This window comes from Martinezella lusitana, from assembly GCF_016901135.1.
Classification (GTDB): Bacteria; Pseudomonadota; Alphaproteobacteria; order Rhizobiales; family Rhizobiaceae; genus Rhizobium; species Rhizobium lusitanum_D.
On record NZ_JAFEVL010000020.1, the window covers coordinates 92,206 to 117,754 of the forward strand.

27 protein-coding genes are annotated in these 25,549 nt (G+C 62.0%); 13 read left to right on the forward strand and 14 right to left on the reverse strand.

Features of this window, described 5'->3' with window-relative positions:
• Nucleotides 1-5: 5 nt before the first annotated feature.
• Both JTP94_RS07580 and JTP94_RS07585 read right to left on the reverse strand, forming a co-directional pair.
• Complete coding sequence (locus tag JTP94_RS07580; RefSeq protein ID WP_204849920.1) at nucleotides 6-1,541, reverse strand: inorganic phosphate transporter; 1,536 nt, start codon at nucleotides 1,539-1,541, stop codon at nucleotides 6-8.
• A gap of 97 nt (nucleotides 1,542-1,638) precedes the next feature.
• On the reverse strand, nucleotides 1,639-2,097 hold the full coding sequence (locus JTP94_RS07585) for an NUDIX hydrolase (RefSeq protein ID WP_409456592.1): 459 nt from the start codon (nucleotides 2,095-2,097) through the stop codon (nucleotides 1,639-1,641).
• A gap of 303 nt (nucleotides 2,098-2,400) precedes the next feature.
• Between JTP94_RS07585 and JTP94_RS07590 the strand changes: the two genes are divergently transcribed.
• Both JTP94_RS07590 and JTP94_RS07595 read left to right on the forward strand, forming a co-directional pair.
• Nucleotides 2,401-3,300 carry a LysR substrate-binding domain-containing protein gene (locus tag JTP94_RS07590; RefSeq protein WP_204849922.1) on the forward strand — a complete coding sequence of 300 codons (900 nt, stop codon included), beginning with the start codon at nucleotides 2,401-2,403 and terminating at the stop codon, nucleotides 3,298-3,300.
• A gap of 109 nt (nucleotides 3,301-3,409) precedes the next feature.
• Nucleotides 3,410-4,573: an adenosylhomocysteinase gene (locus tag JTP94_RS07595; RefSeq protein ID WP_204849923.1), complete on the forward strand. Its 1,164-nt coding sequence runs from the start codon at nucleotides 3,410-3,412 to the stop codon at nucleotides 4,571-4,573.
• Between the two features lie 12 nt (nucleotides 4,574-4,585).
• On the opposite strand, the gene JTP94_RS07600 is transcribed toward JTP94_RS07595, so the two are convergent.
• Together JTP94_RS07600 and JTP94_RS07605 are read right to left on the reverse strand one after the other, a co-directional pair.
• On the reverse strand, nucleotides 4,586-5,149 hold the full coding sequence (locus JTP94_RS07600; RefSeq protein WP_204849924.1) for an O-acetyl-ADP-ribose deacetylase: 564 nt from the start codon (nucleotides 5,147-5,149) through the stop codon (nucleotides 4,586-4,588).
• A 32-nt stretch (nucleotides 5,150-5,181) separates the two neighbouring features.
• Nucleotides 5,182-6,081, reverse strand: coding sequence for a LysR family transcriptional regulator (locus tag JTP94_RS07605; RefSeq protein ID WP_204849925.1), 900 nt, complete (start codon nucleotides 6,079-6,081; stop codon nucleotides 5,182-5,184).
• Nucleotides 6,082-6,201: 120 nt separating this feature from the next.
• On the opposite strand from JTP94_RS07605, the gene JTP94_RS07610 reads away from it, so the two are divergent.
• The 3 genes from JTP94_RS07610 (at nucleotide 6,202) to glcF (ending at nucleotide 10,372) form a co-directional block, all read left to right on the forward strand.
• The gene (locus JTP94_RS07610) at nucleotides 6,202-7,641 is read left to right on the forward strand and encodes an FAD-linked oxidase C-terminal domain-containing protein (protein WP_204849926.1); all 1,440 of its coding nucleotides are present in this window, start codon (nucleotides 6,202-6,204) and stop codon (nucleotides 7,639-7,641) included.
• A complete protein-coding gene (locus JTP94_RS07615; protein ID WP_204849927.1) occupies nucleotides 7,638-8,837 on the forward strand; it encodes an FAD-binding protein in 1,200 nt (399 codons plus the stop codon). Before JTP94_RS07610 ends, JTP94_RS07615 begins: the two co-directional genes overlap by 4 nt.
• A gap of 215 nt (nucleotides 8,838-9,052) precedes the next feature.
• A complete protein-coding gene (gene glcF / locus JTP94_RS07620) occupies nucleotides 9,053-10,372 on the forward strand; it encodes a glycolate oxidase subunit GlcF (RefSeq protein ID WP_204849928.1) in 1,320 nt (439 codons plus the stop codon).
• Here the strand turns inward: glcF and JTP94_RS07625 are convergent.
• The 4 genes from JTP94_RS07625 to JTP94_RS07640 all read right to left on the reverse strand — a co-directional run bounded on the left by JTP94_RS07625 (nucleotide 10,369) and on the right by JTP94_RS07640 (nucleotide 13,471).
• Nucleotides 10,369-10,716, reverse strand: a complete 348-nt coding sequence (locus tag JTP94_RS07625) for a DUF6881 domain-containing protein (RefSeq protein ID WP_204849929.1) — start codon at nucleotides 10,714-10,716, stop codon at nucleotides 10,369-10,371. The two genes, glcF and JTP94_RS07625, sit on opposite strands and share 4 nt — an antisense overlap.
• 76 nt (nucleotides 10,717-10,792) lie before the next feature.
• The gene (locus tag JTP94_RS07630) at nucleotides 10,793-11,464 is read right to left on the reverse strand and encodes an outer membrane protein (protein WP_204849930.1); all 672 of its coding nucleotides are present in this window, start codon (nucleotides 11,462-11,464) and stop codon (nucleotides 10,793-10,795) included.
• Nucleotides 11,465-11,769: 305 nt separating this feature from the next.
• Complete coding sequence (locus JTP94_RS07635; protein WP_204849931.1) at nucleotides 11,770-12,468, reverse strand: L,D-transpeptidase; 699 nt, start codon at nucleotides 12,466-12,468, stop codon at nucleotides 11,770-11,772.
• A 229-nt stretch (nucleotides 12,469-12,697) separates the two neighbouring features.
• Complete coding sequence (locus JTP94_RS07640) at nucleotides 12,698-13,471, reverse strand: L,D-transpeptidase (protein ID WP_204849932.1); 774 nt, start codon at nucleotides 13,469-13,471, stop codon at nucleotides 12,698-12,700.
• 302 nt (nucleotides 13,472-13,773) lie between these two features.
• On the opposite strand from JTP94_RS07640, the gene JTP94_RS07645 reads away from it, so the two are divergent.
• Nucleotides 13,774-14,403 carry a DNA-3-methyladenine glycosylase I gene (locus JTP94_RS07645; RefSeq protein ID WP_204849933.1) on the forward strand — a complete coding sequence of 210 codons (630 nt, stop codon included), beginning with the start codon at nucleotides 13,774-13,776 and terminating at the stop codon, nucleotides 14,401-14,403.
• Nucleotides 14,400-14,927 carry a hypothetical protein gene (locus JTP94_RS07650; protein WP_204849934.1) on the forward strand — a complete coding sequence of 176 codons (528 nt, stop codon included), beginning with the start codon at nucleotides 14,400-14,402 and terminating at the stop codon, nucleotides 14,925-14,927. Before JTP94_RS07645 ends, JTP94_RS07650 begins: the two co-directional genes overlap by 4 nt.
• Nucleotides 14,928-14,930: 3 nt before the next feature.
• Here the strand turns inward: JTP94_RS07650 and JTP94_RS07655 are convergent, their stop codons facing one another.
• Complete coding sequence (locus JTP94_RS07655) at nucleotides 14,931-15,635, reverse strand: HAD family hydrolase (protein ID WP_204849935.1); 705 nt, start codon at nucleotides 15,633-15,635, stop codon at nucleotides 14,931-14,933.
• A 305-nt stretch (nucleotides 15,636-15,940) separates the two neighbouring features.
• On the opposite strand from JTP94_RS07655, the gene JTP94_RS07660 reads away from it, so the two are divergent.
• A complete protein-coding gene (locus tag JTP94_RS07660; protein WP_204849936.1) occupies nucleotides 15,941-16,990 on the forward strand; it encodes an aldo/keto reductase in 1,050 nt (349 codons plus the stop codon).
• A 49-nt stretch (nucleotides 16,991-17,039) separates the two neighbouring features.
• On the opposite strand, the gene JTP94_RS07665 is transcribed toward JTP94_RS07660, so the two are convergent.
• Nucleotides 17,040-18,065 (reverse strand): NAD(P)-dependent alcohol dehydrogenase, encoded by a 1,026-nt coding sequence (locus JTP94_RS07665; protein ID WP_204849937.1) that lies wholly within the window; start codon nucleotides 18,063-18,065, stop codon nucleotides 17,040-17,042.
• A gap of 109 nt (nucleotides 18,066-18,174) precedes the next feature.
• Here JTP94_RS07665 and JTP94_RS07670 point away from each other — a divergent pair, with 109 nt between their 5' ends.
• Nucleotides 18,175-19,077: a LysR family transcriptional regulator gene (locus tag JTP94_RS07670; protein ID WP_204849938.1), complete on the forward strand. Its 903-nt coding sequence runs from the start codon at nucleotides 18,175-18,177 to the stop codon at nucleotides 19,075-19,077.
• Nucleotides 19,078-19,100: 23 nt separating this feature from the next.
• Here the strand turns inward: JTP94_RS07670 and JTP94_RS07675 are convergent, their stop codons facing one another.
• Nucleotides 19,101-19,397 carry a YciI family protein gene (locus JTP94_RS07675; RefSeq protein WP_204849939.1) on the reverse strand — a complete coding sequence of 99 codons (297 nt, stop codon included), beginning with the start codon at nucleotides 19,395-19,397 and terminating at the stop codon, nucleotides 19,101-19,103.
• A gap of 84 nt (nucleotides 19,398-19,481) precedes the next feature.
• On the opposite strand from JTP94_RS07675, the gene JTP94_RS07680 reads away from it, so the two are divergent.
• Nucleotides 19,482-20,363: a LysR family transcriptional regulator gene (locus tag JTP94_RS07680; RefSeq protein ID WP_246754721.1), complete on the forward strand. Its 882-nt coding sequence runs from the start codon at nucleotides 19,482-19,484 to the stop codon at nucleotides 20,361-20,363.
• Nucleotides 20,364-20,419: 56 nt separating this feature from the next.
• Here JTP94_RS07680 and JTP94_RS07685 read toward each other — a convergent pair whose 3' ends face one another.
• From JTP94_RS07685 to JTP94_RS07695, 3 genes are all read right to left on the reverse strand, one after another.
• The gene (locus tag JTP94_RS07685) at nucleotides 20,420-20,788 is read right to left on the reverse strand and encodes a DUF305 domain-containing protein (protein ID WP_204849940.1); all 369 of its coding nucleotides are present in this window, start codon (nucleotides 20,786-20,788) and stop codon (nucleotides 20,420-20,422) included.
• A 75-nt stretch (nucleotides 20,789-20,863) separates the two neighbouring features.
• Nucleotides 20,864-21,232, reverse strand: coding sequence for a hypothetical protein (locus JTP94_RS07690; protein ID WP_246754723.1), 369 nt, complete (start codon nucleotides 21,230-21,232; stop codon nucleotides 20,864-20,866).
• Between the two features lie 63 nt (nucleotides 21,233-21,295).
• Nucleotides 21,296-21,823 (reverse strand): 2'-5' RNA ligase family protein, encoded by a 528-nt coding sequence (locus JTP94_RS07695; RefSeq protein WP_204849941.1) that lies wholly within the window; start codon nucleotides 21,821-21,823, stop codon nucleotides 21,296-21,298.
• A 115-nt stretch (nucleotides 21,824-21,938) separates the two neighbouring features.
• On the opposite strand from JTP94_RS07695, the gene hisS reads away from it, so the two are divergent.
• The 3 genes from hisS (at nucleotide 21,939) to hisG (ending at nucleotide 25,480) form a co-directional block, all read left to right on the forward strand.
• Nucleotides 21,939-23,462 (forward strand): histidine--tRNA ligase, encoded by a 1,524-nt coding sequence (hisS, locus tag JTP94_RS07700; RefSeq protein WP_204849942.1) that lies wholly within the window; start codon nucleotides 21,939-21,941, stop codon nucleotides 23,460-23,462.
• A gap of 204 nt (nucleotides 23,463-23,666) precedes the next feature.
• A complete protein-coding gene (locus JTP94_RS07705) occupies nucleotides 23,667-24,785 on the forward strand; it encodes an ATP phosphoribosyltransferase regulatory subunit (RefSeq protein ID WP_204849943.1) in 1,119 nt (372 codons plus the stop codon).
• The gene (hisG, locus tag JTP94_RS07710) at nucleotides 24,785-25,480 is read left to right on the forward strand and encodes an ATP phosphoribosyltransferase (RefSeq protein WP_204849944.1); all 696 of its coding nucleotides are present in this window, start codon (nucleotides 24,785-24,787) and stop codon (nucleotides 25,478-25,480) included. The genes JTP94_RS07705 and hisG overlap by 1 nt, the downstream gene beginning before the upstream one ends.
• Nucleotides 25,481-25,549: the final 69 nt, after the last annotated feature.

Sequence of the window (25,549 nt, forward strand, 5' to 3'; positions counted from 1 at the left end):
ATCCCTTAGATGAAGAGCGCGACCATAACCCAATACACGGCGGCGGCAAGCAGAGCCGACATCGGAAGGGTGATCGCCCAGGCGGCGATAATGGTCATGAAGTGCGAGCGGCGCACGAGGCGCCGGCGATGGATTTCGTCGGGGTTGCGTTCGTCGGTATTGTCAGCCTCGTGCCAGGGAATGCCGGCAGCTTCAGCCTTGCCGCGCATATAGGCGAGCCTCCGCGTGGAGTGGCTGGTGTACCATTCGCGGAAGAAGCCGACGCCGAAGACCGACCCGACAGCGATATGGGTCGAGCTCACCGGAAACCCGAACCAGGCTGCGATGATGACGGTGAGCGCCGCCGACGTGGCGACGCAATAGGCCCGCATCGGATTGAGCTTGGTGATCTGCTCGCCGACGAGGCGGATCAGGCGCGGGCCGTAGAGCAACACGCCGATGGAAATGCCGCAGCCGCCGATGAGGACGACCCAGTATGGAGCGTTCGCAGTGGTCGTTTCCGCCATCACGCTGAGCGAACCGCCGAGGCCGATATCGCGAACGATCGCCGCAAGCGGACCGATGGCATTGGCGACGTCATTGGCGCCATGCGCAAAGGACATCAGTGCCGCCGAACCAATCAGCGGCAGGCTGAAAAGCTTGCGCAACGAACTGTTCTTATTTTCGAGCCCGGTCGATTGCGCCGCCACCAGCGGTCGCGCGCCGAGCCATGTTATGACGCCGACGCCAATGCCGATCGCGATATTCAGCAGGCCTGAGATCGCCCCCTTAGGCACGAGCTGGACGACGAGATAGGCTGAGAAAGCGCCGGCCATCAGCCCGATCAGTATTGGGATCCAGTATCTGGCGGCGGCGATCTTGTCGTCGCGATAGATGATGGTGCTCTTGATGAAGAAGAGGATACTGGCGGCGATGGCGCCCCCGAGAAAAGGGGTCACGACCCAGCCGGCGGAGATGGCCGCCAGCATTCGCCAATTGACCAGTTCCGGACCGACGGCCGCGGCGCCCGCGCCGACAACGGCGCCGACGATCGCATGGGTGGTCGAAACGGGGGCTTTCAGCCAGGTGGCGAAGTTGATCCAGAGTGCTGCGGCCAGAAGTGCTGACATCATCAGCCATGCGAGCTTGCCGCTGCTGATGATGCGGTTGGTATCGACGATGTGCGTCGAAATGGTGTTGATGACCGGGCCGCCTGCGATCACCGCGCCAAGGACTTCGAATATGGCCGCCATGACGAGCGCCTGCGTCATGGTGATCGCGCGCGCGCCCACCGCCGCGCCGACATTGTTGGCGACGTCCTTGGCGCCGATATTCATGGCCATGTAGCCGGCGAGCGCCACGGCGGCGAAGATCAGTGTCGCGCGCGGTTGATCGAGCACGTAGATGCCGGCAAAAACCATGGCGAGGCCGAGAAAGATCAGGCCTATGCCGGGCGCAACCAGACGCTTGGTGACATGATGGGTCGCATCCTCGACATAGGTGAATCTGTCGAGGTCCTTGTCGAGTGTCCGCTTTACTGGTGTGGCCGGTTGGTCGGGCATGCCATTCTCTGAATCGAAACCTCTCGTATTGCGCTGCCCGACGGGCGGCGCAATATGCACCCTGCATCCTGGCACAATTTCTTGTGAGTAATGTGGCTTACTTCGTCTGCGTCGCGGCGGATGTTTGCGTCATCCGCTGTGCGAAGGCGAGGATGATGTCGCGCAGCTCCGGCTCACGAACGCGCTTGACAGCTTCGTCGCAAGAGGCCCATTCGATGGAGCGCTCGCCTTTTTCCTTGAAGTTCTTGACGAGTTCGCTGACTTCGAGCGCATAGACCTGCACACGGCACGACACTTCAATGCCGTCCTTCAGTATCTTGTCGTAGCTGAACGCGCCGAGCGGCGCGGTTTCCACGGCGCCGCGCACGCCGGCCTCCTCGAAGGCTTCACGCGCCGCGACTTCATGGGAGAGCTTGCCCGGCATCGGCCAACCCTTGGGAATGACCCAGCGACCTGTATCGCGGCTGGTCAGCAGCAGCACTTCGAGGTCGCCCGTCTTCTTCTTCCGCCGATAACAGAGCGCAGCGTACTGCTGTCGCGGCGGACGCCGAAACATCAGTTGCACATCATTCGCTATACGGCTGAAAATGGCCAATTGTCGGTTCACCTTTGGGGGTTGGAGTGAAGCTACGATTCTATCTTAGCATCGCGTGGAAAAATTTTGCGTTCCATATGACGCCATATGGTATTTCCCCACAAATTTATTGAGTGGTGAGTAGATAAAAACGGCAGGATTTGCCTTCTGATATTCGCCAGCGATTGTGCTGAAAGCGACATTCAACAGCATTTTCATGCCGCAGACGGTGCAGTTGCCGGAGAAGGCCTGCTTTCACACTGGAAAGAAAGATAAATCCTTGTCATGTCCGAACGCGCTTTGCCCCAACGCCTGCCACCCCTGAACGCGCTGCGCGCTTTTGACGCCGTCGCGCGCCGTGGCAGCATTCTGAAGGCGGCCGATGAACTCGGTGTCGTGCGCGGTGCCGTCAGGCAGCAATTGAACGTGCTTGAAGCCCATTTCGGCGTGCCCTTGTTCGATCGGGAGAACGGCCGGCTCGTCCTGACGGCGAAGGGCAGGGCGTTCGCCGATTCCATCGGTGTCGCCTTCGGCATCCTGGCGCGAGCCTCGGCGGAGCTTTCAGCCGGAAACCGGCGCTCCATCCGGCTTGGCGTTCCCTCGGCCTTTGCCGTCTGGTGGCTGATGCCGCGCAGCGCCGATCTGCAGGCCGCACTTGACGACATCGATATAGACATCGTGCCGATGGCGACAGTGGAGCCTCTGGCCAGACGTCCCGATCTCGAAGCGGTGATCATGGGTGGCGAATACAGGCCGACGCGCGATATCACGGCCATTCGCTTCATGGAGGATGAGTTCGGCCCGGTCGCGACTCCGGATGTTGCGGCTCGCCTCGGCCTGGCCGCTGGCGTTCCGGCTTTGGCCGGCGCTGTGGCCCTGGATAGCCGTTCCGCCCCGAGCCTCTGGAATGACTGGTTCGCGGAAAGCGGCCACGCATCCGTCCGGTTTGCCGGCCATCGTGAGTTCGAGGATCTGCTGCTTGCGATCGGCGCCGCTCGCTCCGGGCTGGGCATTGCCATCGCGCCCCGCACGGCCATCGGCGACGATCTCGATCGCGGTACGCTCGTGGCGCCCTACGGCTTCATTCGACGGCCGGCCGGCTACAGCCTCAGCATCCGCAGCGGCGACGCGAAAGATCCGGCTCTTGCCCGGCTGGCGGATTGGTTGATCGGCGCGGGTGTCTAGCAAGCTGACATAGCAGATTTTCTGCCATGTCGCGCATTCCAATGTCCATCGACAGGCCACCGTCCGTCATGCCAGATCGCGGCATCGAACCAGCCGCCAGGAGCGCATCATGGATCAGTCTTCTTCTCTTTCCCGCATCGATTGGGTTGCCCGAAGCTGCCGGCTGCTGGCCGCGACCACCGCGGAGTTTCGCGAGACGAAGCCTTTTGCCGGCCTGACCATCGGCACGGGCATTCATCTGGAGCCGAAGACGGTCGCCCTGTTGATGACGCTGCGCGCCGGCGGCGCTGACCTCGTCTGCACCGGCAATCTCAACAGCACCCAGCCGGAAACCGTCGATTATCTCCGCGCTCAGGGCGTCACAGTCTTTGCCACGCAGACAAGCAATGCCGATGAGCATAGCGCGAGCCTCGAGGCGATTCTCGCGGAAAAGCCGGACCTGCTGCTCGACAATGGCGGCGATCTTTTCGTTCGCGCCGCCGAAAACCCCTATGCCAACCTTCTGGGCGGCACCGAGGAGACGACGTCAGGCCGCACCCGGCTGCTGCCCATGCGCGGCAAGCTCAACATGCCGATCCTGGTCATCAACGACAGCCCGATCAAGCAATTCGCCGAAAACCGGCATGCTGTGGGACAAAGCCTGTTCGAGAGCTATCTGCGCTTCACCAATCGTTCCACCAATGGCAAACGCGTCACCGTCTTCGGCTACGGCGCCTGCGGCAAGGGGACGGCGGCATGCTTCCGCAGCGCTTTTTCCGTAGTCAGCGTCGTCGATATCGATCCGGTGACGACACTGGAGGCGCATCTGGACGGCTTCTCGACGCCGCTGCGTGAAGCGGCGATCCGCTCTGCCGATATCCTCATCACGGTCACGGGCTATCCGAATATCATCACCGCCGCCGATCTGCCGCTGATCAGGGACGGCGCGATCCTGATGAATGGCGGCCATTTCCCGCATGAGATCGACGTCGAGGCGTTCCGCAACAGCCCCGAAGTCGCCGGCATCGATTGCTACGCCGCCGAGCATATCGAGACCGTGCGCATGCGCGACGGCCGCGCCTTCCACGTTCTCGGCAGCGGTCACATGGCCAATCTCGCCGGACCGCGCCCGCTCGGCAACAGCGTCGAATCCATGGATCTCGGCTTCATCCTGCAGGCCCGCTGCCTGGAGCGCGTCGCCAAGGGCGGGCTCGGCAAGGAAGCCTGCATCATTCCCGTTCCGGCGGATGTCGACGTCATGGTCGCTTCCGCCTATCTGGATTTGGCGCGCTAGCAGGCCAGGCGGTCAGGCCCTGGCCAGCGCCTCCGGCAGCAATCGGTCATAGAGCCCGGCCATCTCGTCGCCGAAGCAGCAGAAGATGATCTCATCAAAGGCGCCGTCTTGGCTTTCGGCAACCGCCATGCGTGTCGCGATCCCGGCGGCCGGTGCTGCGGGAAAGCGATAGATGCCCGTGGAGATGGCGGGAAAGGCGATGGTCCTGAGGCCGTGTTCCCGGGCAAGATGGAGGCTGCTGCGATAGCAGCTCGCGAGCAGATCCTCCTCGCCGTGGCCGCCACCGTTCCAGACGGGGCCGACAGTGTGGATCACATGCCTTGCCGGCAGGCGATATCCCCTGGTGATCTTCGCCTGCCCGGTCCTGCAGCCGTTCAATGTGCGGCATTCCGCAACGAGCTCCGGCCCGGCGGCGTGATGGATCGCGCCATCGACACCGCCTCCGCCGAGCAGGCTGCTGTTTGCAGCATTGACGATGGCGTCGACCGAAAGCTTGGTGATGTCGCCAAGAACGATGGTGAACCGCGTCCTGGTCGTAGGGGAAAGAACGGAGCGGATGGTTTCAAGGGCGGACATGCTGATCTCCTCGATCCTCGGAAAAGGCTCTCCTATCGCTCCCAATAGGGCACGGGGCCGTAAAGTTCCGTCAGGAAATCGATGAAGACGCGGACCTTCGCCGGCAGGAACTGCCTACTCGGATAGACGGCCGAGAGGGTGACATTGTGAGACCCCTCATAGGCCGGCAGCACCTGCACGAGGCGACCGTCGCGAAGCTCGGGGCCGACGTCCCAGGTGGAGCGCAGCGCAATGCCGAGACCGGCAATGACGGCTTCGCGGATGACCTCGCTGGAGTTGGTGATCAGCTTTCCCTCAGGCCGGAAGGTCAGGCCTCCCTTCGGGCCGTCCAGCCGCCAGGGATCGTGATTATGCGCCGGCAGGCAGGTATGCCGCCGCAGATCCTCGATATCCTCGGGCATGCCGTGGGCAGCGACATAGGCGGGCGAAGCGCAGAGCACCCGGCGCACCGGCGCCAGCCGACGGGCGACGAGGCTGGAATCGGTGAGTTCGGCAATGCGGATGGCAAGGTCGAAACCGCCGCCGACGATATCGACGAATTCGTCGCTCAGCACCAGATTGATTGCCAGTTCGGGATGGGCCTGCATGAAGGATATCAGATGCGGGGCGATGTGCAGCCGGCCAAAGGACGTCGGGGCGGAAATCTTCAGCGTGCCCTGCATCTGCGCCGAACGGCCGGCAATATAGGCTTCCGCCTCTTCCAACCCGGCGAGGATGGCAAGCACCCGATCATAGAAGCCCTGGCCGGCCTCCGTCAGCGAAATCTGCCGTGTCGTTCGCTGCAGCAGCCGCGTGCCGAGCCTGTCTTCCAGCCGCTTGATGCGCTTGGAGATGACGGCCGGCGAAAAGCCGAGCGCGCGGCCGGCGAGCGACATGCTGCCCGTTGCGACGACGCTGGCGAAGATTTCGAGATCCCCTAGGTTTGTGGTCATCCGCAACTATTTCCTGTTTTGGAATAAATGCTTATCATTTGCGCCGATTTTGGGAAGGCGGTAAGCGTGTTATGCGTTAAAAGGAGGCTGCGTCGAAGTCGGATGCAGGAGGAGGACGGCATGGCCGAGGCCATTTCATTTCTGAAGCCGCGTGCGGACGTTCTTGCCCGCCGCAGCGCCATCGTTGCCGACCTTGCCGATCTTCTGGCGCCCGAATGTCTCATTCACGAGGCGCGCGAGCTCGTCCCGTTCGAAACGGATGCCTTCGTCTCCTATCGTCGCGTGCCGCTCGCCGTTGCGCTGCCGCGCTCGACGGCCGAAGTGGCGGCAGTGATGAAATACTGCCATCGATACGGCATTCCCGTCGTGCCGCGCGGCGCCGGCACCTCGCTTTCCGGCGGCGCCATTCCGCAGGAAGACGCCGTTGTGCTCGGCCTTTCCAAGATGAACCGCATCCTCGACATCGATTTTGCCAATCGCACAGCGACGGTCCAGGCTGGCGTCACCAATCTGAACGTCTCCGAAAGCGTCTCGGCCGATGGCTTCTTCTATGCGCCGGACCCGAGCTCTCAGCTCGCCTGCACCATTGGCGGCAATGTCGGCATGAATTCCGGCGGCGCGCACTGTCTGAAATATGGCGTCACGACAAACAATCTGCTCGGCGTCAAGCTGGTGCTGAGCGACGGCACGGTCATCGATCTCGGAGGCAAGGCGCTGGATGCGGCGGGCTACGATCTGCTCGGCCTCGTTTGCGGCTCGGAAGGCCAGCTCGGCATCGTCACCGAGGCGACGGTACGGCTGATCGCCAAGCCCGAGGGTGCCCGGCCAGTGCTGTTCGGCTTCGACACGTCTGAGGAGGCGGGCGCTTGCGTCGCCGATGTCATCGCGGCCGGCATCGTTCCCGTCGCCATCGAATTCATGGACAAGCAGGCGATCGAGATCTGCGAGGCATTTGCCCATGCGGGATATCCGCTCGATGTCGGCGCTCTGCTGATCGTCGAAGTCGAGGGCTCGGAAGCGGAAATGGACGATATGCTGAAAAGCATCGTCGACATCGCCCGCAGTCATAACGTCAAGACCGTGCGCGAATGCCAGTCGGCGACGGAGGCGGCGCTGATCTGGAAGGGCCGCAAATCCGCCTTCGGCGCCACGGGCCGCATTGCCGACTATATCTGCATGGATGGCACCGTGCCGCTCAGCCAGCTCTCCTATGTGCTGCAAAAAACAGCTGAGATCGTCGACCACTATGGCCTGCGGGTCGCCAACGTCTTCCACGCCGGCGATGGCAACATGCACCCGCTGATCCTGTTCAATGCCAACGATCCTGAAGAGGCGGCCAAGGCGGAGGCGGCCGGCAACGATATTCTGCGGCTCTGCGTCGACGCCGGCGGCTGCCTGACCGGCGAACACGGCGTCGGCATAGAGAAGCGCGACCTGATGCGGCATCAATATGCGCAGGTCGATCTCTACCAGATGATGGCGGTGCGCGCGGCTTTCGACCCGGGCTGGATCCTCAATCCCTCCAAGGTCTTCCCGCTGGATGGACGCAACGCGGCATGAGCGAGTTCCATCCGAAGACGGAGGAAGAGGCGGCCTCCATCATCAGCGATCATGCGACGCGGGGCGCGGCCTTGGCTGTCGTCGGCGGCAATACCCGCGCCGGTTTCGGCAACGCGGTTGCCGCCGAAGCCACATTGTCTTCCCGCAGTCTCGCTGGAATCGTCGCCTATAATCCAGGCGAGATGGTGATGACCGCGCGCGCGGGCACGCCGGTTGCCGAGATCGAAGCGGCACTGACCGAAGGCGGCCAGATGATGGCCTTCGAGCCGATGGATCACCGGCCGCTGATGGCGACCGAGGGGGAGCCGACGATCGGCGGGGTTTTCGCAGCCAATATTTCAGGCCCGCGCCGCTTCGTCAGTGGTGCCGCGCGCGACAGCCTGCTCGGCGTCCGCTTCGTCAATGGCAGGGGCGAGATCGTCAAGGCCGGCGGGCGGGTGATGAAGAACGTGACCGGCCTCGATCTGGTTAAGCTGATGGCGGGCTCGCATGGCACCCTCGGTCTCTTGACCGAGGTCACCTTCCGGGTGCCGCCGCGAGCGAAGACGGAGGAGACGATCGTCGTTTCCGGCCTCAACGATGCCGAGGCGGCCAATGCGATGGCCGCCGCTATGGCATTGCCGCTCGATATCTCGGGGGCAGCTCATCTGCCGCTCACAGTCGGCTGGTGCTTCCTGGACGGCAAACTGCCGGAAGGCGAGGCGACGGTGTTGCGCATCGAGGGTCTGCCTGGCTCCGTTTCGGTAAGAGCGGAGAAATTGACGGCCGCCATGAGCCGCCTCGGTTCCGTGACGCGTCTCGCGGAAGAAGAAAGCCACAGGCTTTGGCGGCAAATCCGCGATGTTAAGCCCTATGTCGATGGCACGACGCGCCCCGTCTGGCGGGTGTCGGTCGCGCCCGGTACCGGCCACCAGCTCGTTGCCGCGCTTCGCCTGGAAGCCGGTGTCGATGCCTATTATGATTGGCAGGGCGGCCTTGTCTGGATGCGGATGGAGGCCGAGCCGGAAGGTGACGTGCTGCGCCGCTATATTCATGCGCTGGGTGGCGGCCATGCGACGTTGTTGCGTGCCACGCCGGCCCACCGCGCGACGACACCGGCCTTCCAGCCGCAGCCCGAGGCCGTGGCGCTGCTTTCGGCGCGCGTGAAGGAAAAATTCGATCCGGCGGGGATTCTCAATCCGGGGAAGATGGGGTGATACGGATGGGTTCTTGTCTGCGACGGCCCCTCACCCTAGCCCTCTCCCCGCAGGCGGGGAGAGGGGACCACCTCTTTTGCCGCGCTTTATCGGATCGAGAGAGGCTGAGGGATGACGGAGGCTGTGTCTATCCCCTTCTCCCCGTCGATACGGGGAGAAGGTGGCCGATAGGCCGGATGAGGGGCTGGACCTCGCTCAAACTGGGACGTGTGTAAATGCAAACCAATTTCACCCCTGCCCAGCTTGCCGATCCGCATGTGGCCGAATCCGAGGCCATCCTGCGCAAATGCGTGCATTGCGGCTTCTGCACGGCGACCTGTCCCACCTATGTGACACTCGGCAACGAGCTCGACAGTCCGCGCGGCCGCATCTATCTCATCAAGGATATGCTGGAAAATGGCCGGCCCGCCGATGCCGAGGTGACGACGCATATAGACCGCTGTCTTTCCTGCCTCGCCTGCGCGACCACCTGTCCCTCGGGTGTCGATTACATGCACCTGATCGACCACGCCCGCGTCCATATCGAGAATACCTACAAGCGCCCGCTGATGGACCGGCTGACCCGCAATGTGCTGGCGGCCGTTTTGCCGTATCCTGGCCGTTTCCGGCTGGCGTTGCATCTCGCCCGCTTGGCCCGGCCGATCAAGGGTGCGCTGAAACGCATCCCGGCGCTGAAACCCTTTGCCGCCATGCTGGAGCTTGCGCCCCGCTCGATCCCGGCACCCTCCGCGTTTGCCAGGCCCGGCCGGCATGAGCCGCAGGCAGCGCGGCGCGGGCGAGTGGCGATCCTGACGGGCTGTGCCCAGCCAGTGCTCGATCCGGGGATCAACGAGGCGACCATCCGGCTGCTGACGCGGCTCGGCGTCGAAGTCGTGGTGCCGCAGGGCGAGGTCTGCTGTGGTTCGCTGGTGCACCATATGGGGCGCGAAGAGCAGGCGCTCGCCGGGGTCAAAGCCAATATCGATGTCTGGATGCGCGAGATCGAGGCTGGTGGCCTCGACGCTATCATCATCACCACGTCCGGCTGTGGCACGACGATCAAGGATTATGGGCACAAGCTGCGTCTCGATCCGGCCTATGCCGAAAAAGCGGCCAAGGTTTCGGCGCTTGCCAAGGACATCACCGAATATCTCGCGACCCTCGATTTGCCCTCGCACATGCCGCGCGGCATCGCGGTTGCCTATCATTCCGCCTGCTCCATGCAGCATGGGCAGAAGATCATCATGGCGCCCAAACTGCTGTTGAAAGCAGCGGGCTTCACGGTGCGCGACCCGGCGGAAGGGCATCTCTGTTGCGGTTCGGCCGGCACCTACAACATCATGCAATCGGAGATTTCAGCCGAGCTGAAGGCCCGCAAGGTCAAGAACCTGGAAGCGACGAGGGCCGATGTCATCGCGACAGGCAATATCGGCTGCATCACGCAGATCGCGACGGGAACGGGCATCCCCATTCTGCATACGGTCGAATTGCTGGATTGGGCCTATGGCGGCGATATGCCGGCAAAGCTGAAGGGGCTGGAGCCGGCGGCGGCCTAATGTAATTTGTCCGGCGGAGTCGGGCGGTGTGTTTGCCATTCGATCTCGAATTTGTCGGCAGCGATCTGCGTCATGCTGATGCGCTCCTGCCCTTCCTCGAAGAAGGTGCCGTCCACCAGATCCACAACGCCGTCGTAAAACGAGCCTTCCACCAGGCTGGTGATGCGCCGCATGTCGTGCTCCCGCGCGGCAAAATCGGCAACCGACATGCACTGCCGGCGACCGTCAGCGAATACGTCGATCAGCCGCGGAACGTCGCCGGCGACATCGACTTCGTAGTAGACGACGACCGGTTCCTCGCTTTCCGGATGGATCCAGTCACACCGATAATAAGAAAAGCTCATGCCCTGTTGCATAGCACAAAACCCCCTAAACCTGAACCGGTTTAGGGGATCCATCGCTAGCCCAGCCAAAATATTTTTAGAAGCTGAACGAGACACCGAAGTTGAGGGCGTGGGTGAAGACCCTGGTCTTCAGCGTATCGCCGCTGTCGATCGAGACATTATCAACGAAATTATAGTTGCCCTTGTATTCGACGAAGGTCGACCAGCGCTTGCTGAACTGGTAGCTGACACCGGCCTGTGCCTGCAGCGACGCGCCGCCGAATTCGTAATCGAAGGTGCGGCCGGACGAGCGCGTGACTTCGACATGCGGCACATTGATGCCGGCGCCGAGGCCGACATAGGGTGTCCATTTGCGGGTCGGATCCTGGAAGCGATAGAGCGCGTTCAGCGTCAGCATGTTGAGGCCGTCGGTGAACTCGAAGTGCGACCAGCCGGGCGTATTGCCGAGATCGCCGTAGACCTTCGCATGGGTGTAGTCGAGCGATACGCCCCAGTTCGACTTGTCGAATTCGTCAAGCCACCAGATGCCGCGGAAGCCGAAATAGGGCGGCATCTTGAAGGATTTTCCCGACCAGTTGGGGTCGAAATCGGCACCATCCGATGTCTTCACATTGCTGCCGGTGGCACCCTGGAAGCCGCCATAGGCTGAAAACTGCATTTCCGCCGAGGCAGAGCCGGCGGCGAATAGGAATGCTGAAATCGCAAGCGCGGCGACGGCCGGCTGCTTGATGCGGAATGCGCGATGCATATGAAATCCCCGGATGGCAAAGTGCTGCTATCTAAGCGCGCTTCCATGACACTTCTATTGCAGTCACTGGTGATCAAGCATGGCTTAGGCAGGAAAACTGACATGAAACTGAATGTAACTAGCCGTTTTCCGGCAGTCAGTCCTGATAAGCTCGAGGATGTAACAACAACGCAACAGTGCGCTTCGCCGTACCGGTACGAAACGGAGCCGTATTCCAAGGCGGCAAGAGCGCCCTGAGCCTGTCGATGGCTCAGGGCGCTCTTGATGATCGAGCTTGAGTGTGAGTGGCGAACGGGATCAGCCGGTCAGCCGCCGAACATCGTCCTCAGCACATCGACGCCGCGATCCTGATAGCTGACTTCGCCCTGCTTGTTGCCGGGGCCGACGACGATGACCTTGGTACCGATTGGCACCCGATCGTAGAGATCAGTTACATCCTTGTTCATCATGCGGATGCAGCCGGAAGACATGTTCAGGCCGATGCTCCAGGGCTGGTTGGTGCCGTGGATGCGAAAAGCCGTGTCGTTGCCATTGCGATAGAGATACATGGCGCGTGCGCCGAGCGGATTGTCCTCGCCGCCTTCCTGGTAGGCGGGCAACTTGTGGCCCTTCCTGGCTTCGCGGACACGCATTTCCGGCGGCGGCGTCCAGCCCGGCCATTCCGCCTTGCGGCCGACCTTGACGACGCCCGACCATCCGAAGCCGTCGCGGCCGACGCCGATGCCGTAGCGTCGCGCGCGGTTGTCGCCTTCAACGAGATAGAGATACTTGTTGTTGGTATCGATGATGATGGTACCCGGCTCCTCGTTGGTCGCCAGCCTGACCACCCGCCGCTGGAACTGTGGCTTGACCTGTCCTTGCGGCTCCATCGCCACCCGGATCACATCGCTGCGCGTGGCCGGCGCTGCATAGGGTGCGGAAGTGCTGAAAGCAGCGGCGTTCGATGCCGCAAGAAGGCACGCCGCAACGATGCCTGTCGCCACGACGGATAGTGCTGGTTTCATATGTCATTCCCCTCGCTGAATTCAGCAAGAAACTACCGAAACCTGCGAGGGGATCAAGATCAAAATGTCCGATGCAAAGATTGGCCTCAAAGGAGCGCCATCTCTTCTGTCGTCTGGTCAGCTATAGTCGGGGCTATAGTGCGTGGGGAGGATTAGCGGGCGCGGCGAACCCCGAGGCTCCTTCGATCGGGAGCGAGATCGCCGCGCATTCCCCAGAGTGATCTGCGGATCACATAACGATAACGCGGGTTCCGACCTTCACGCGGTTATAGAGGTCGATGACATCCTCGTTGCGCAGGCGGATGCAGCCTGACGAGACGGCGTTGCCGATCGTCCAGGGCGCGTTGGTGCCGTGGATGCGATAAAGGGTGGAGCCGAGATACATGGCGCGCGCGCCGAGCGGATTGGCTTCGCCGCCTTCCATGTGAGCCGGCAGATAGTGCCCCTTTGCAGCTTCTCGTGCCACCATTTCGGACGGCGGGTTCCAGTCCGGCCATTCCTGCTTGCGGGTGACGGTGTGGGCGCCGGCCCATTCGAAGCCGGGCTTGCCGACGCCGACGCCATAGCGCCGTGCCTTGCCGTCTTCCATCACCAGGTAAAGGAAGCGATCGTTGGTGTCGATGATGATGCTGCCGGGCTTTTCCTTGGTCTGGTAGTCGACGATCTGCGGCAGGAATTGCGGGTCGATCTGGCCGCGGATTGCCGGATATTGGGGGCGGGCCATGGCGACCTGCTGCACGACGGGACGCGAGAACAGCCCGCGCGGCTGCACGACCTGGCGAACCTGCGGATTGACCTGCTGTTCGGCCGCACGCCGCGCCATCGGACGAACGGGGTAGACGACCGGCTGCACGCCGTTGCCGCCGAGCTGCATCACCCAGGGAGCGGTCAGATCGGGGCTGACGATAACAGGCGGGCGCGACTGGTAGCGGTCGTCGGCGAAAGCGGTTGAGGCAAGCAGGCTCAGGGCGCCGGCAGCACATAGAATGGCGTGTTTCATCATCGGACAAACTCTCTACACATGGGCCGAGGATGGGCGCGACGGCGCCCGGTCACGACTATGGTGCCACTTGCGCGCGAGCGAATGGTAAACATCTATTCATCAAAATGCCGGAAAGCCGATAAAGCTTTGTCAGGGTTACCACCTGGTTTGGAAATATGGTTTGCAAGTGGTAAATCTGGAATCGGAATGCGCGATCGTCGAAATGCGGCTATGATTTTAAGCGTTTGATTGATCTGATTTTATCCGGTAGTCGCTTGCCGGTTTCCGGTATCATCAGCTGAATTGGGAGACGAATCGCAAAAATGACCGAAACGGGCATCATCACCGGTGAGGATGGCAAGGATCGCTGCTTCTGGCACGGCAATCTGCCGGAATATCTGCGCTATCACGACGAGGAGTGGGGTCGCCCGGTTGTCAACGACATCAGGCTGTTCGAGAAGATCTGCCTGGAGGGCTTTCAATCGGGCCTCTCCTGGCTGACGATCCTGCGCAAGCGCGAGAACTTTCGTGCCGCCTTTGCCGGTTTCGATTTCGAGAAAGTCGCCCGCTTCGACGAGGCGGATATCGAGCGTTGCGTCGGTGACGCCGGCATCATCCGCCATCGCGGCAAGATCGTCTCGACCATCAACAATGCCCGCCGCGCCATCGAGCTGCGCGCGGAATTCGGATCGCTCGCCCGCTATTTCTGGAGCCATGAGCCTGGTGTCGCCGAGCGCCCCGATGTCCTCGACTTTGCGCACCTCCGCGCCAACCCGACGACGCCTGCCTCCGTGCGGATTTCGAAGGATCTGAAGAAGCGCGGCTGGACGTTCGTCGGTCCGACGACGGTTTACGCCTTCATGCAGGCCATGGGCCTCGTCAACGATCACATGGAGGGTTGTTTTTGCCGAAAAGAAGTGGAGGCGATGCGCTGTGCATTGGTGCGGCCATGAAAGGTCTGGTTTTGGGTCTTTCGCTGACCGTCCTCGCACTCCTTGGCGGCCAAGCCGTCTACGCGGAGGATACGCAGCAGCAGTTGCAGCTGCCGCAGCTCGATCGAGGAGAGACGATCGAAAAGATCGGCCTGCCGGCCGTGCTCGAGAAATTGACGGGCTGGACGAAGTTCGGCAAGGGCAAGGTCTACATGCTGGCGCTCAAGAAGGGCCAGCATGTGCGGATCACCTTCAGTTCGAAGAGCAAATACACCTATATGGCGATCTTCGATCTGTCCTCGAACGACGACGAATCCTTCTTCGGCACGGACGAAGACGGCAATACCGCTGATGTCACAGTCAACGAGGATACTACCTGGCTGATCAAGCCCTATTATTCTCGCGTCACCCGTCGTCGCGGTCTCGGCGCGCCCTATGAAATCCTCATCGATCCCAATCCGCCGGCCGCGCAGCAACCGCCCGCCGATCAGCGAAAGGATCAGGGACCGATGCTTTTCCCGCCGCGTTCCAAGCAGGGGCAGTAGGGCTCAGGACAGACCCTCGATCACGCCGGGCAATTCTCCGAGATGGCCGATCTTGCGGAAGCGCGGGGCTTCCGTCGGCTCCTCGACATGTTCGTATGACCAGGTGAGCTCGTGCGGCACGAAGACCCCGTAGCTGCCGGCGGCGAGCGCGGGCACGATGTCTGACTTCAGCGAATTGCCGATCATCATCGCCCGCTCCGGTCCGTCGCCCACCTTGGAAAAGATGCGGCGATAGGTGGAGGCGTTCTTGTCCGAGACGATCTCGACCGCATCGAAAAGATCGCCGAGACCGGACTGGGCGAGCTTGCGCTCCTGATCGAAGAGGTCGCCCTTGGTGATCAGCACCAGCAGATAGTTGCCGGACAGGGCTTCCAGCGTCTGGCGGACATGCGGCAGCGTTTCGACGGGATGAGCGAGAAGATCCCGGCCGATATCGAGTATCTCAGCGATAACGGTCGCCGGCACCTCGCCCTCCGTGATCTCGATCGCCGTCTCGATCATCGAGAGCGTGAAGCCTTTGATGCCGAAGCCGTAGTGGCGGAGATTGCGCTCCTCCGCCTCCAGCAATCGCGCCGAAACACGGTCGCTGTCGGCATGGTCGGAGAGCAGATCGATGAACTGCTGTTCCGTCAGCCGGTAGAATTGCTCGTTCTGCCAGAGCGTATCATCGGCATCGAAGCCGATCGTGGTCAGCGGGCGTTGCGTCATCGGTATTTCCGTTCTGCGCATGGGGTGAAGGTTGGAGTCTATCCTGCGCCGGACCGGAAGCAAGAGCGAGCAATGGTAACCGCATTGTGATCGATCGGAGGTCTCGCGTTGAAATCTAATTCCGGTGCATTATGTCGTTGTTGTCTCGATCGCGACGGCGCCAGAGCCGCCCTTCGACGACTGTCTTCTGACCTCTCCACGGCGGCGCGGACAAGCGGCTGCCATGCCGGGGCCAATTATAGCCAAGAGATAAGAACTCACAGACTGGAAGTCTCTTCCGGCTGACTACAAGGGAATTTTCTCCTATGCGTTACAATCAACTCGGTAATACCGGCCTGTTCGTCTCCGAACTTTGCTTGGGCACGATGACCTTCGGCGAAGCCAATCCCAACAGTACCTGGGGCTCGATCGCCGACGTCGACCAGGCGCTGGCCGACAAGATCGTCGAAAGCTCGCTCGCCGCCGGCATCAATTTCATCGATACAGCCGACGTCTATTCACTCGGCAATTCCGAAAAGCTGCTGGGGCAAGCCCTGAAGAACCTCCGTGTCCCTCGTAAGGATGTCGTCATCGCCACCAAGGTCTATGGTGTCATGGGCGACAAGCCGAATGATCGCGGCGCATCGCGCGGCCATATCATGGACTCCGTGCAGGCAAGCCTCGACCGCCTGCAGACTGACCATATCGATCTCTACCAGATCCACGCGACCGACTCTGTCACGCCGATCGAGGAGACGCTGCGGGCGATGGATGATCTCGTCTCGCGCGGTCTCGTCCGCTATGTCGGCGTTTCCAACTGGCAGGCCTGGCGCATCGCCAAGGCGCTCGGCACGTCCGAACGCCGCGGCTTTGCCCGGTTCGAGACGGTTCAGGCCTATTATTCCATCGCCGGCCGCGATCTGGAGCGTGAGATCGTGCCGCTGATGGCCGAGGAAAAGCTCGGCCTCATGGTCTGGTCGCCGCTCGCCGGCGGTCTGCTGTCCGGTAAGTATGGCCCGGGAGCCCCGGGTAATGGCGAGGGACGACGGGCGAGCTTCGACTTCCCGCCCGTTGACAAGGACCGTGCCTGGGCCTGCGTCGCCGCCATGCGCGAAGTGGCCGAGAAGCATGGCGCAAGCGTCGCCACCGTGGCGCTTGCCTGGATCCTGGCAAAGCCCTTCGTGACATCAATCATCATCGGCGCCAAGCGTCTCGATCAGCTCGATCAGAATCTCGCCGCCGTCAAGCTGAAGCTCGATGCCGACGATATCGCCAAGCTCGACCAGGTCAGCGCGCTTGCACCGGAATATCCCGGCTGGATGCTGGCCCGCCAGGGCGCCTTGCGCGTGCCCCAGCCCTTCGAACCGAAGGCTTGATTTATGCTGAGACCGAGCCGCCGTCTGAGGGACGGCGGCTCGGTCGTCATCACAACTCGATGACGATCTTGCCGAAGGCACCGTGATCGAGATGATCAAAGGCGGCCGGAACTTCACCGAAGGCGTAGCGATGATCGATGACGGGCTTCAGGCCGATCTTGTCGATGGCGCGCACGAAATCTTCGAGCGCCCGGCGATGGCCGACTGAGATACCCTGGATGACGGGAGATTTCAGCAGCAGCGGGCCGGCTGGCCCGGAAATGTCGAAACCTTCCAATACGCCGATGACGGAAATGCGGCCATGCGGCGCCACAGCCTTCAGCGATTGGCCAAGATTCGGGCCGCCGGCAATTTCGAAGATATGGTCGACGCCGCGATCGTTGGTGAGGCGATAGACTTCCTCCACCCAGTCACCGGCATTGCGGTCGATGCCGTGATGGGCTCCCAGCGCCTTTGCCCGTGCCAGCTTTTCAGGCCCAGAGGACGTCACGAACACCTCCGCCCCCTGAGCGGCGGCGATCTGCAGGCCGAATAGCGACACGCCGCCGGTTCCCTGCACCAGCACGCTGTCGCCGGGCTTGATCTTGCCGCGTTCCACCAGGGCGAACCATGCCGTCAGACCGGCGCAGGGCAGGGTGCTTGCCTCGCCATGATCGAGGCTGTTCGGCGCCGTCACGAGCCAGTCTTCTGACAGGGCGACATATTCGGAGAGCACGCCGGTATGAAAGCCGCCGAGCGTGCGGTAGGGCGGGTTGCGGGCATCGCCGAGCGGCTTGCCGTCAATCCAGTCCGGATGGAAGGTCGAGATAACCCGATCGCCAGCCGAAAATCTGGTGACATCGTCTCCCACGGCTTCGACCACGCCTGCCATGTCGGAGGCCGGTACGAAGGGAAACTGGATCGGCAAACCCATGCCGGTCTCACGAACGAGCTTGTCGCGATAGTTCAGCGAAACCGCTTTCACCCGCACGAGGACTTCACCGCGGGCCGGCGTCGGAACCGCCGTTTCGGTAAGGTTCAAGGCAGCGTCAACGCCGATCGTATCGAGAGTCCAGCGCTTCATGGTCTTCGTCATCATCATCTCCTGCGAGGAATGGAAGCAATGAAGCGACTATATCGTTGCTTCCATGTCGCCAGTGGCGATATAATTTCCACTAACTGGTTCCCAACAGGAAGCAATTGTCATGAATGACATGCTCAACGGCATTCCGGAATTCGTGGAGGCAGTCGAGGCCGGCGGGTTCTCGGCAGCAGCAGTTCGCATGAACCTCTCACGCTCGGCAATCGGCAAGACCATCGCCAGGCTGGAAAAGCGCTTGAATGTCCGCCTCTTTCACCGCACCACCCGCATGCAGAGCCTCACGGACGAAGGCCAAGCTTTCTACGAGCGCTGCCGCCGGGCGCTGGACGAGATACAATCGGGCGAGGCCATGCTGGAATCGGGCAAGCGCGAGGTAACGGGACGCCTGCGCATCTCCATGCCCGTACTCTTCGGGCGCCGCTGTGCCGCGCCGCTGCTGCTGGAGTTGGCCCGCATTCACCCCAAGCTCGAACTGGACCTATCCTTCAGCGATCGTGTCGTCGATCTGTTCGACGAGGGCTTCGATCTTGCCATTCGCAACGGCGTGCTGCGCGATGAAGCAGGTCTTGCCGCCCGCAAGATCGCCTTCAATCGGATGATGCTTTGCGCCTCTCCCAGTTATCTCGCCGCAAAAGGCACACCACGGACCATCGCCGACCTCGCCGGGCACGACCTGATTGTTTATGCGCGGTCTGGCGAGGCGAAGAAATGGACCTTCCTGCAACAGGACGGCTCGGCCGTCGAATACCTTCCCGCAACGCGTCTGCGCTTCGACGATTTGGAGGTCCTTGCCGACGCGGCGGTGTCCGGAATGGGGATCACCTGGCTGCCCTGCTGGCTAGTGCGCGACTACATGTCTGCGGGCATGCTCGTGCCGGCGTTGAAGAACATTTCCAGCCGGGCCGTGAATATCTATGCGGTTTGGCCGCAGACGCCGCAGCTTTCGCTGAAGATGCGGGTGGTTATCGACTTGCTGGCCGAGCGCCTGCCTGACGTCATGGACTGACGGATCGGCGGTTCATGTGGCTGCTAGAGACGGCTGCCGTCCATAAACACCCGGTTCCACGCCAGGATCTGCACCGATTTTCTGAGCCCGGCGGACCAGAAGGGATCGTCCTTCACCAGACGATCGACATCATCTGAGCTCTCCGCTTCGACAAGCCATAGGCCGCCGGCAAATGTGTCGCCTTCCCGGCTGAGCGGTCCCGCCGTCCTGATGGAGGCTGCGTTCGCCTCCAGAAAGGTGAAGTGACGCTCCAGATATTCCTTGCGAATGACGGCGGCATCTCGCCGGTCGTCTTCAAACAAAACTGCGAATAGTTTCATTGTAGCCTCCTTGCTAGACCTTCCCAGCCTATGGCTGCAATAATGCGATTGCATGCGGCAAGTTTGCCGTAGGGAGCTCCAAAATTGCACGATATCGATTGGAATGACCTGCGCTATGTCCTTGCTCTGGCCCGCGGACGTTCCTTCGCCGCGGCCGGAAGGGAACTCGGCACCGATGCGACGACTGTTGGCCGACGCCTGAGAATAGTGGAGCAGCATCTCGGCGCGGCCCTGTTCCAGCGCGATGCAGGCGGCATGATGTTGCCGACGCCGACGGGCGAAATTGCTGTGGCGCGGGCCGAAGCGATCGAGGCGGAAGTCGCGGCGCTGTCGGGGGCCCTGGAGGCGGCCGATCCCATGGCGCTCGGCAAGGTGCGCTTGACGGCGCCGCCATCCTTCATCAATCGCCTGCTGATCCGGGCAGCACCGGGCCTCCTCACGCGTCACCCCGGCCTGCAATTGGAGCTCATCGGCGACGCCCGCAATTTCAACCTGACCCGCCGCGAGGCGGACATGGCACTACGGCTTGCAAGGCCAGCCGACATTGCGAACAGCAAAGTCGTGGCGCGGCGCATCGCGACGCTCAATTATGCCGTCTATGTAGCGACGGGACAGCAGGATCAGGCGGAAAACCTGCCCTGGCTTATTTATGAGGAAGCGATGGCGCATCTGCCGCACGCCCGCTGGATCGCAGCCCAGGCGGAGAAGTCCGGCCGCGCCGGGGCCCTCGCGGTCAATGATGCCGAATCCCTGCTTCAGGCTGCGGTCGCCGGATTGGGGCGCGCGCTCCTGCCGACAATTCTGGCTGAGGATGCCGATGGTCTCTGCCGCGTCGACACCGGCGACAAAAGCCTGCCGGTGCGGGAGCTATGGCTGCTGACGCATGCGGAGCTTCGACAGCTCGCCCGCATTCGTGCGGTTTCGGGATGGCTGGACAAGGTATTCCACCATCCGCCCACTCAATAGCCCGAATGATGGTAAGAGAGGCGGCGCTTGGCGTGCCGCCTCCCGTTCTCGCGAAATTACTTGCCGTGCTTTTTCAGCCAGGCCTTCATTTCCTTGATCTCGGCTTCCTGTGCGGTGACGACGGCCTCCGCCAGTTTGCGCAGTTCCGGATCCTTGCCGTATTTCAACTCCACCTTGGCCATGTCGATCGCGCCCTGATGATGCGGGATCATGCCGCGGACGAAATCCGCGTCGGCATCGCCGCTATAGGTGATCATCATGTCCTTGTGCATCTTGCCCATGGCATCGTTGAAAGCCTTGCTGGAGGCGCCCTGGTCGCCCATCGGCTTGCTCATGTCCATGCCCGACATATCATCAGCAAGGGCGGGAAGGGTAAAGGCCAAGGCGAAAGCGCCGGCGAGGATAAGGATTCTTGACGTAGACATAGGTGTCCTTTCCGTTTCTGGACGGTATCTGACTTTGAGCGGAGAACCCGCTCTTGCAATGAAAACAGAGGATCGTCAGGCGAAACGTGGAGGCGGCGCCGTCGGCTCCGGGCGGGAGCCGGCAAGACGCTGACCGGGCGCGGGCACCGGATAGGAGAACGCATCCTTCCTACCGTCGGCAGCCGCAAGCACTGGCGTCACGGCCAGGCAGGCCGCACAGGACGGCACATGCGCCATGCCGCCGGCGCAGGGATTTTCGGGCTTCTTCTCTTGATGCTGCGCCATCTGACCATGGCCGGTCATATCGCCACGCATGTCCATGGCGGATGCAGCCGGCGTAGCCATCCCTGAATCGCAGATAGGACAGTTCGCCAGCGCCGGCATGGCACCGTAGAACAGCCAGGCAATCAGCATCGTCAGGATCGCGAAGAAGCGCATGGGCATGAACCTAGCTGCGCATGCTTCGAAGGCAAGCGCAAATTGCATCAATCCGATGCTGGGCGGCGATCAAGGCAGCAGTTTGACCTGCTTGATGATTTTGACCGGAGGAAAGCTGATGCAATCGATGGCATCGAAGGTCACGATAAATGGCGCCCGCTTTCGCGCCGCCCATTCCAGTGCTTGCGTCTTTGAGGCGGCGGGAATGTTCATGGCGATGGTACAATGCGGTTGCCAATGGTCCGGGCGATAATGCTCATGGCACAGTGCGGGATCGATGTCGTCATGGATGGCACGATGAACGCGTCTCAGCATGCGGTCGTCGGCGGGGCGCGCCCACAGAACCAGCGTCTCGTTGGGAAAATGGCCGATATCCGAAAATTCGATCGCTATGGCCGGCACGTTGGCGAACACTTTTTCAGCCGTTGCGAAAAGATCCGCCGGCAGAATGTCCTCATAGATGGCAAAAGTCAGATGTGGAGGATAGTCCAGGCGCTCCATAGACGGGATGCTTTCGAACCTGCTGGCCTCTCGCCAGAGATCCACGACGGGAGCGGCGCTGGCATTCGAACATTTCAGAACGATCGCGTATGGCATGCGTCTCTGTCTCGCTGTCTCGCTTTTGTCGGCCGCTAACATATAACAATCCTTGCCGCATTCCGCCCAATCCGCTAGTTAACCGCCACTGTTCCCGTACCGGATTACCCTACAGATGAGCGACAAGCAGAAGAAACCACAGAAGCTCAAGGCCCGCCTGCCGCGCGGCTTTGTCGATCGTTCGGCAAGCGATATTCGCGCCGTCAACGAGATGACCGCAAAGATCCGTAGGGTATACGAGCATTATGGTTTCGATCCCGTCGAGACGCCGCTGTTCGAATATACCGATGCGCTCGGCAAGTTCCTGCCCGATAGCGACCGGCCCAACGAAGGCGTCTTCTCGCTTCAGGACGATGACGAGCAATGGATGTCGCTGCGCTACGACCTGACGGCACCGCTTGCCCGTCATGTCGCGGAGAATTTCAACGAGATCCAGCTCCCCTACCGCACCTATCGCGCCGGCTATGTCTTCCGCAATGAAAAGCCGGGTCCGGGCCGCTTCCGCCAGTTCATGCAGTTCGATGCCGATACCGTCGGCGCGCCGGGCGTACAGGCCGATGCCGAAATGTGCATGATGATGGCCGATACGCTGGAAGCTCTCGGCATCAAGCGCGGCGATTATGTGATCCGCGTCAATAACCGCAAGGTTCTGGATGGCGTGTTGGAAGCGATCGGTCTCGGCGGCGACGACAAGGCCGGCCAGCGGTTGAACGTATTGCGCGCCATCGACAAGCTGGACAAATTCGGCCCCGAAGGCGTGGCGTTGCTGTTGGGGCCCGGCCGCAAGGACGAGTCCGGCGATTTCACCAAGGGCGCCGGGCTCGATGTCGAGCAGATCGACAAGGTGCTCTTCTTCGTCGGCATCAAGGATTATGCCGAAAGCGCCGTCCAGCTCGCCGAGCTGGTCGCCGGCACCTCGAATGGTGGTGAAGGCGTCGAGGAGTTGAATTTCATCGGCAGCCTCGTCACCAGCGCCGGCTATCAGGCGGATCGTATCAAGATCGACCCGTCCGTCGTGCGCGGCCTCGAATATTATACCGGCCCTGTCTACGAGGCCGAGCTGCTGTTCGACGTCACCAATGAGAAGGGCGAAAAGGTCGTCTTCGGCTCAGTCGGCGGTGGTGGCCGTTATGACGGGCTCGTCTCGCGCTTCATGGGCCAGCCCGTGCCGGCCACCGGCTTCTCCATCGGCGTCTCCCGCCTGATGACGGCGCTGAAAAACCTCGGCAAGCTCGGCCAGGACGAGGTGATCGCTCCGGTCCTCGTCACCGTCATGGATGGCGATGTCGAGGCCATGGGCCGCTATCAGCGCTTCACGCAGCAGCTGCGTGCCGCCGGCATCCGCGCCGAAATGTTCCAGGGCAACTGGAAGAAGTTCGGCAATCAGCTGAAATATGCCGACCGCCGCGGCTGCCCGATCGCCATCATCCAGGGCGGCGATGAGCGCGCCCAGGGCGTCGTCCAGCTCAAGGATCTGATCGAGGGCAAGCGCCTCTCCGGCGAGATCGAGGACAATGCCAGCTGGCGCGAAGCCCGCGTCGCGCAGGACGTTGTGCCGGAGGCAGAATTGGTCGCCAAGGTACTGGAAATACTGGCGGCACAGGCGGAAGATCGGAAGAGAGCGAACGGTAATGTCTGAGTGCGTGGCCTTGCCCCTCACCCTAACCCTCTCCCCGCAGGCGGGGCGAGGGGACGACCTCTTTCGCTGCAGCCTGTCGATTCCCATGGGGCCGAGAGGTAACAGAGGGCGCGTCTATCCCCTTCTCCCCGTCAGAACGGGGAGAAGGTGGCCGATAGGCCGGATGAGGGGCCTTGGTGGAAGCGAGAAGGGAGTTTTTATCCCATGCCCCTGATCAACCTCCCGGATTTTACCAGCGATCTCCTTGCCGAATTTACCGGCCGGCGGACGGAGCGGGTGGATACGCCCATCATCCAGCCGGCCGAGCCGTTTCTCGATATGGCGGGCGAAGACTTGCGTCGTCGCATCTTCATGACGGAGAGCGAAACCGGCGCCAGCCTTTGCCTGCGTCCAGAATTCACCATTCCCGTCTGCCTGCGCCATATCGAAACCGCGACCGGCACGCCGAAGCGCTATTCCTATCTGGGCGAAATCTTCCGCCAGCGCCGCGAGGGCGGCCATGAATTCTATCAGGCCGGCATCGAGGATCTCGGCGACCGCGATACGGCAAGCGCCGATGCGCGCGCCATAGGCGACGCCATCGCCATTCTCGATCGCCTGGTGCCTGGCAAGCCATTGTCCGTGACCCTGGGTGACCAGGCTGTGTTCGAGGCGGTCGTCCAGGCACTCGGTCTGCCTTCCGGCTGGCAGAAGCGGCTGATCCATGCCTTCGGCAACATGATGCAGCTCGAAACCCTGCTGGCGCGTCTGGCAAGCCCGCAGCGGGTGACCGGCCTCGATCCGCATGTGCTCGATTTCCTCAACCGCGGCGACGAGCAGGGGCTGGTCATCCACATCGACAACACCATGCAGGCGACCGGTTATTCCACCAATGCCAGCCGCTCGCCACAGGAGATCGCCCGCCGTCTTCGCGAGAAGCTGGTTCTGTCGGAAACCCGTCTCGATGATGCCGCCTTCGGCGTGCTGGAGGAGTTTCTATCGCTCAGCCTGCCGCTGGCAGACGCCTCGGCAGCGCTGGCCGGTTTCGCCGATGCGGCGGGCCTGAAGCTGGGCGCGGCGCTCGAAGGCTTCGATGCCCGTGTCGCGGCCCTCGCCAATGCCGGCGTCGATACATCGATTATCGAATATCGCGCCGCCTTTGGCCGCCCGCTCGACTATTATACCGGCCTCGTCTTCGAGGTGACGGTGGAGGGATCGACGGCGGTGCTCGCCGGCGGCGGCCGCTTCGACCGCCTGCTGACCCTTCTCGGCGCCAAGGATCATATCCCGGCCGTCGGCTTCGCGCTCTGGCTCGACCGTATCGAAACCGCGAGGGCAGCCTGATGACCATCACCATTGCGCTTCCCTCCAAGGGCCGGATGAAGGACGATTGCGCCGGGATATTCGAGCGCGCCGGCATGCCCATCGTCGCCGTCGGCAATGACCGCTCCTATCGCGGCCGGGTCGAAGGCTGGGACGATGTCGAGATTGCCTTCCTGTCGGCCTCGGAAATCTCTCGCGAGCTCGGCAATGGCAGCGTCGATTTCGGCGTCACCGGCGAGGACCTCGTGCGCGAAGGCATGGCGGAGGCGGATCGCCGCGTCGAATTCTCGGCCCGCCTCGGCTTCGGCCATGCCGATGTCGTGGTCGCCGTGCCCGATATCTGGCTCGATGTCGACACCATGGCCGATCTCGGCGATGTCGCCGCCGATTTCCGCGCCCGCCATGGCCGCAGGCTGACGGTTGCCACCAAATATTGGCGGCTGACGCAGCAGTTCTTCTCCAGCCAGCACGGCATCCAGCTCTATCGCATCGTCGAAAGCCTCGGCGCTACCGAAGGTGCGCCGGCTGCCGGCTCCGCCGATATCATCGTCGACATTACTTCCACGGGCTCGACGCTGAGGGCGAACCATCTCAAGGTTCTGTCTGATGGCGTCATCCTGCGCTCGGAAGCGTGTCTCGTTCGCGCCCGCAAGCAAAGCCATGAGGGCAATCCCATGGTTCAGCGCATCGTCGCTGCGGTGCGTGCCGCGCTCTGATTTTTCGGATATTCGCGCATAAAAAACCCGCCGGAGCGATCCGGCGGGCTTTTTTAGTCTTGGGAGATG

Coding starts and splice junctions, on each gene's coding strand:
- JTP94_RS07655 (WP_204849935.1), bottom strand. CDS start 15,635: ATGACGCAACGCCCGCTGACCACGATCGGCTTCGATGCCGATGATACG.
- JTP94_RS07630 (WP_204849930.1), bottom strand. CDS start 11,464: ATGCATCGCGCATTCCGCATCAAGCAGCCGGCCGTCGCCGCGCTTGCG.
- JTP94_RS07670 (WP_204849938.1), top strand. CDS start 18,175: ATGAATGACATGCTCAACGGCATTCCGGAATTCGTGGAGGCAGTCGAG.
- hisG (WP_204849944.1), top strand. CDS start 24,785: ATGACCATCACCATTGCGCTTCCCTCCAAGGGCCGGATGAAGGACGAT.
- JTP94_RS07685 (WP_204849940.1), bottom strand. CDS start 20,788: ATGTCTACGTCAAGAATCCTTATCCTCGCCGGCGCTTTCGCCTTGGCC.
- JTP94_RS07635 (WP_204849931.1), bottom strand. CDS start 12,468: ATGAAACCAGCACTATCCGTCGTGGCGACAGGCATCGTTGCGGCGTGC.
- JTP94_RS07690 (WP_246754723.1), bottom strand. CDS start 21,232: ATGCCCATGCGCTTCTTCGCGATCCTGACGATGCTGATTGCCTGGCTG.
- JTP94_RS07580 (WP_204849920.1), bottom strand. CDS start 1,541: ATGCCCGACCAACCGGCCACACCAGTAAAGCGGACACTCGACAAGGAC.
- JTP94_RS07640 (WP_204849932.1), bottom strand. CDS start 13,471: ATGATGAAACACGCCATTCTATGTGCTGCCGGCGCCCTGAGCCTGCTT.
- JTP94_RS07585 (WP_409456592.1), bottom strand. CDS start 2,097: ATGTTTCGGCGTCCGCCGCGACAGCAGTACGCTGCGCTCTGTTATCGG.
- JTP94_RS07695 (WP_204849941.1), bottom strand. CDS start 21,823: ATGCCATACGCGATCGTTCTGAAATGTTCGAATGCCAGCGCCGCTCCC.
- JTP94_RS07645 (WP_204849933.1), top strand. CDS start 13,774: ATGACCGAAACGGGCATCATCACCGGTGAGGATGGCAAGGATCGCTGC.
- hisS (WP_204849942.1), top strand. CDS start 21,939: ATGAGCGACAAGCAGAAGAAACCACAGAAGCTCAAGGCCCGCCTGCCG.
- JTP94_RS07615 (WP_204849927.1), top strand. CDS start 7,638: ATGAGCGAGTTCCATCCGAAGACGGAGGAAGAGGCGGCCTCCATCATC.
- JTP94_RS07660 (WP_204849936.1), top strand. CDS start 15,941: ATGCGTTACAATCAACTCGGTAATACCGGCCTGTTCGTCTCCGAACTT.
- JTP94_RS07705 (WP_204849943.1), top strand. CDS start 23,667: ATGCCCCTGATCAACCTCCCGGATTTTACCAGCGATCTCCTTGCCGAA.
- JTP94_RS07600 (WP_204849924.1), bottom strand. CDS start 5,149: ATGTCCGCCCTTGAAACCATCCGCTCCGTTCTTTCCCCTACGACCAGG.
- JTP94_RS07610 (WP_204849926.1), top strand. CDS start 6,202: ATGGCCGAGGCCATTTCATTTCTGAAGCCGCGTGCGGACGTTCTTGCC.
- JTP94_RS07590 (WP_204849922.1), top strand. CDS start 2,401: ATGTCCGAACGCGCTTTGCCCCAACGCCTGCCACCCCTGAACGCGCTG.
- JTP94_RS07605 (WP_204849925.1), bottom strand. CDS start 6,081: ATGACCACAAACCTAGGGGATCTCGAAATCTTCGCCAGCGTCGTCGCA.
- glcF (WP_204849928.1), top strand. CDS start 9,053: ATGCAAACCAATTTCACCCCTGCCCAGCTTGCCGATCCGCATGTGGCC.
- JTP94_RS07625 (WP_204849929.1), bottom strand. CDS start 10,716: ATGAGCTTTTCTTATTATCGGTGTGACTGGATCCATCCGGAAAGCGAG.
- JTP94_RS07650 (WP_204849934.1), top strand. CDS start 14,400: ATGAAAGGTCTGGTTTTGGGTCTTTCGCTGACCGTCCTCGCACTCCTT.
- JTP94_RS07675 (WP_204849939.1), bottom strand. CDS start 19,397: ATGAAACTATTCGCAGTTTTGTTTGAAGACGACCGGCGAGATGCCGCC.
- JTP94_RS07665 (WP_204849937.1), bottom strand. CDS start 18,065: ATGACGAAGACCATGAAGCGCTGGACTCTCGATACGATCGGCGTTGAC.
- JTP94_RS07595 (WP_204849923.1), top strand. CDS start 3,410: ATGGATCAGTCTTCTTCTCTTTCCCGCATCGATTGGGTTGCCCGAAGC.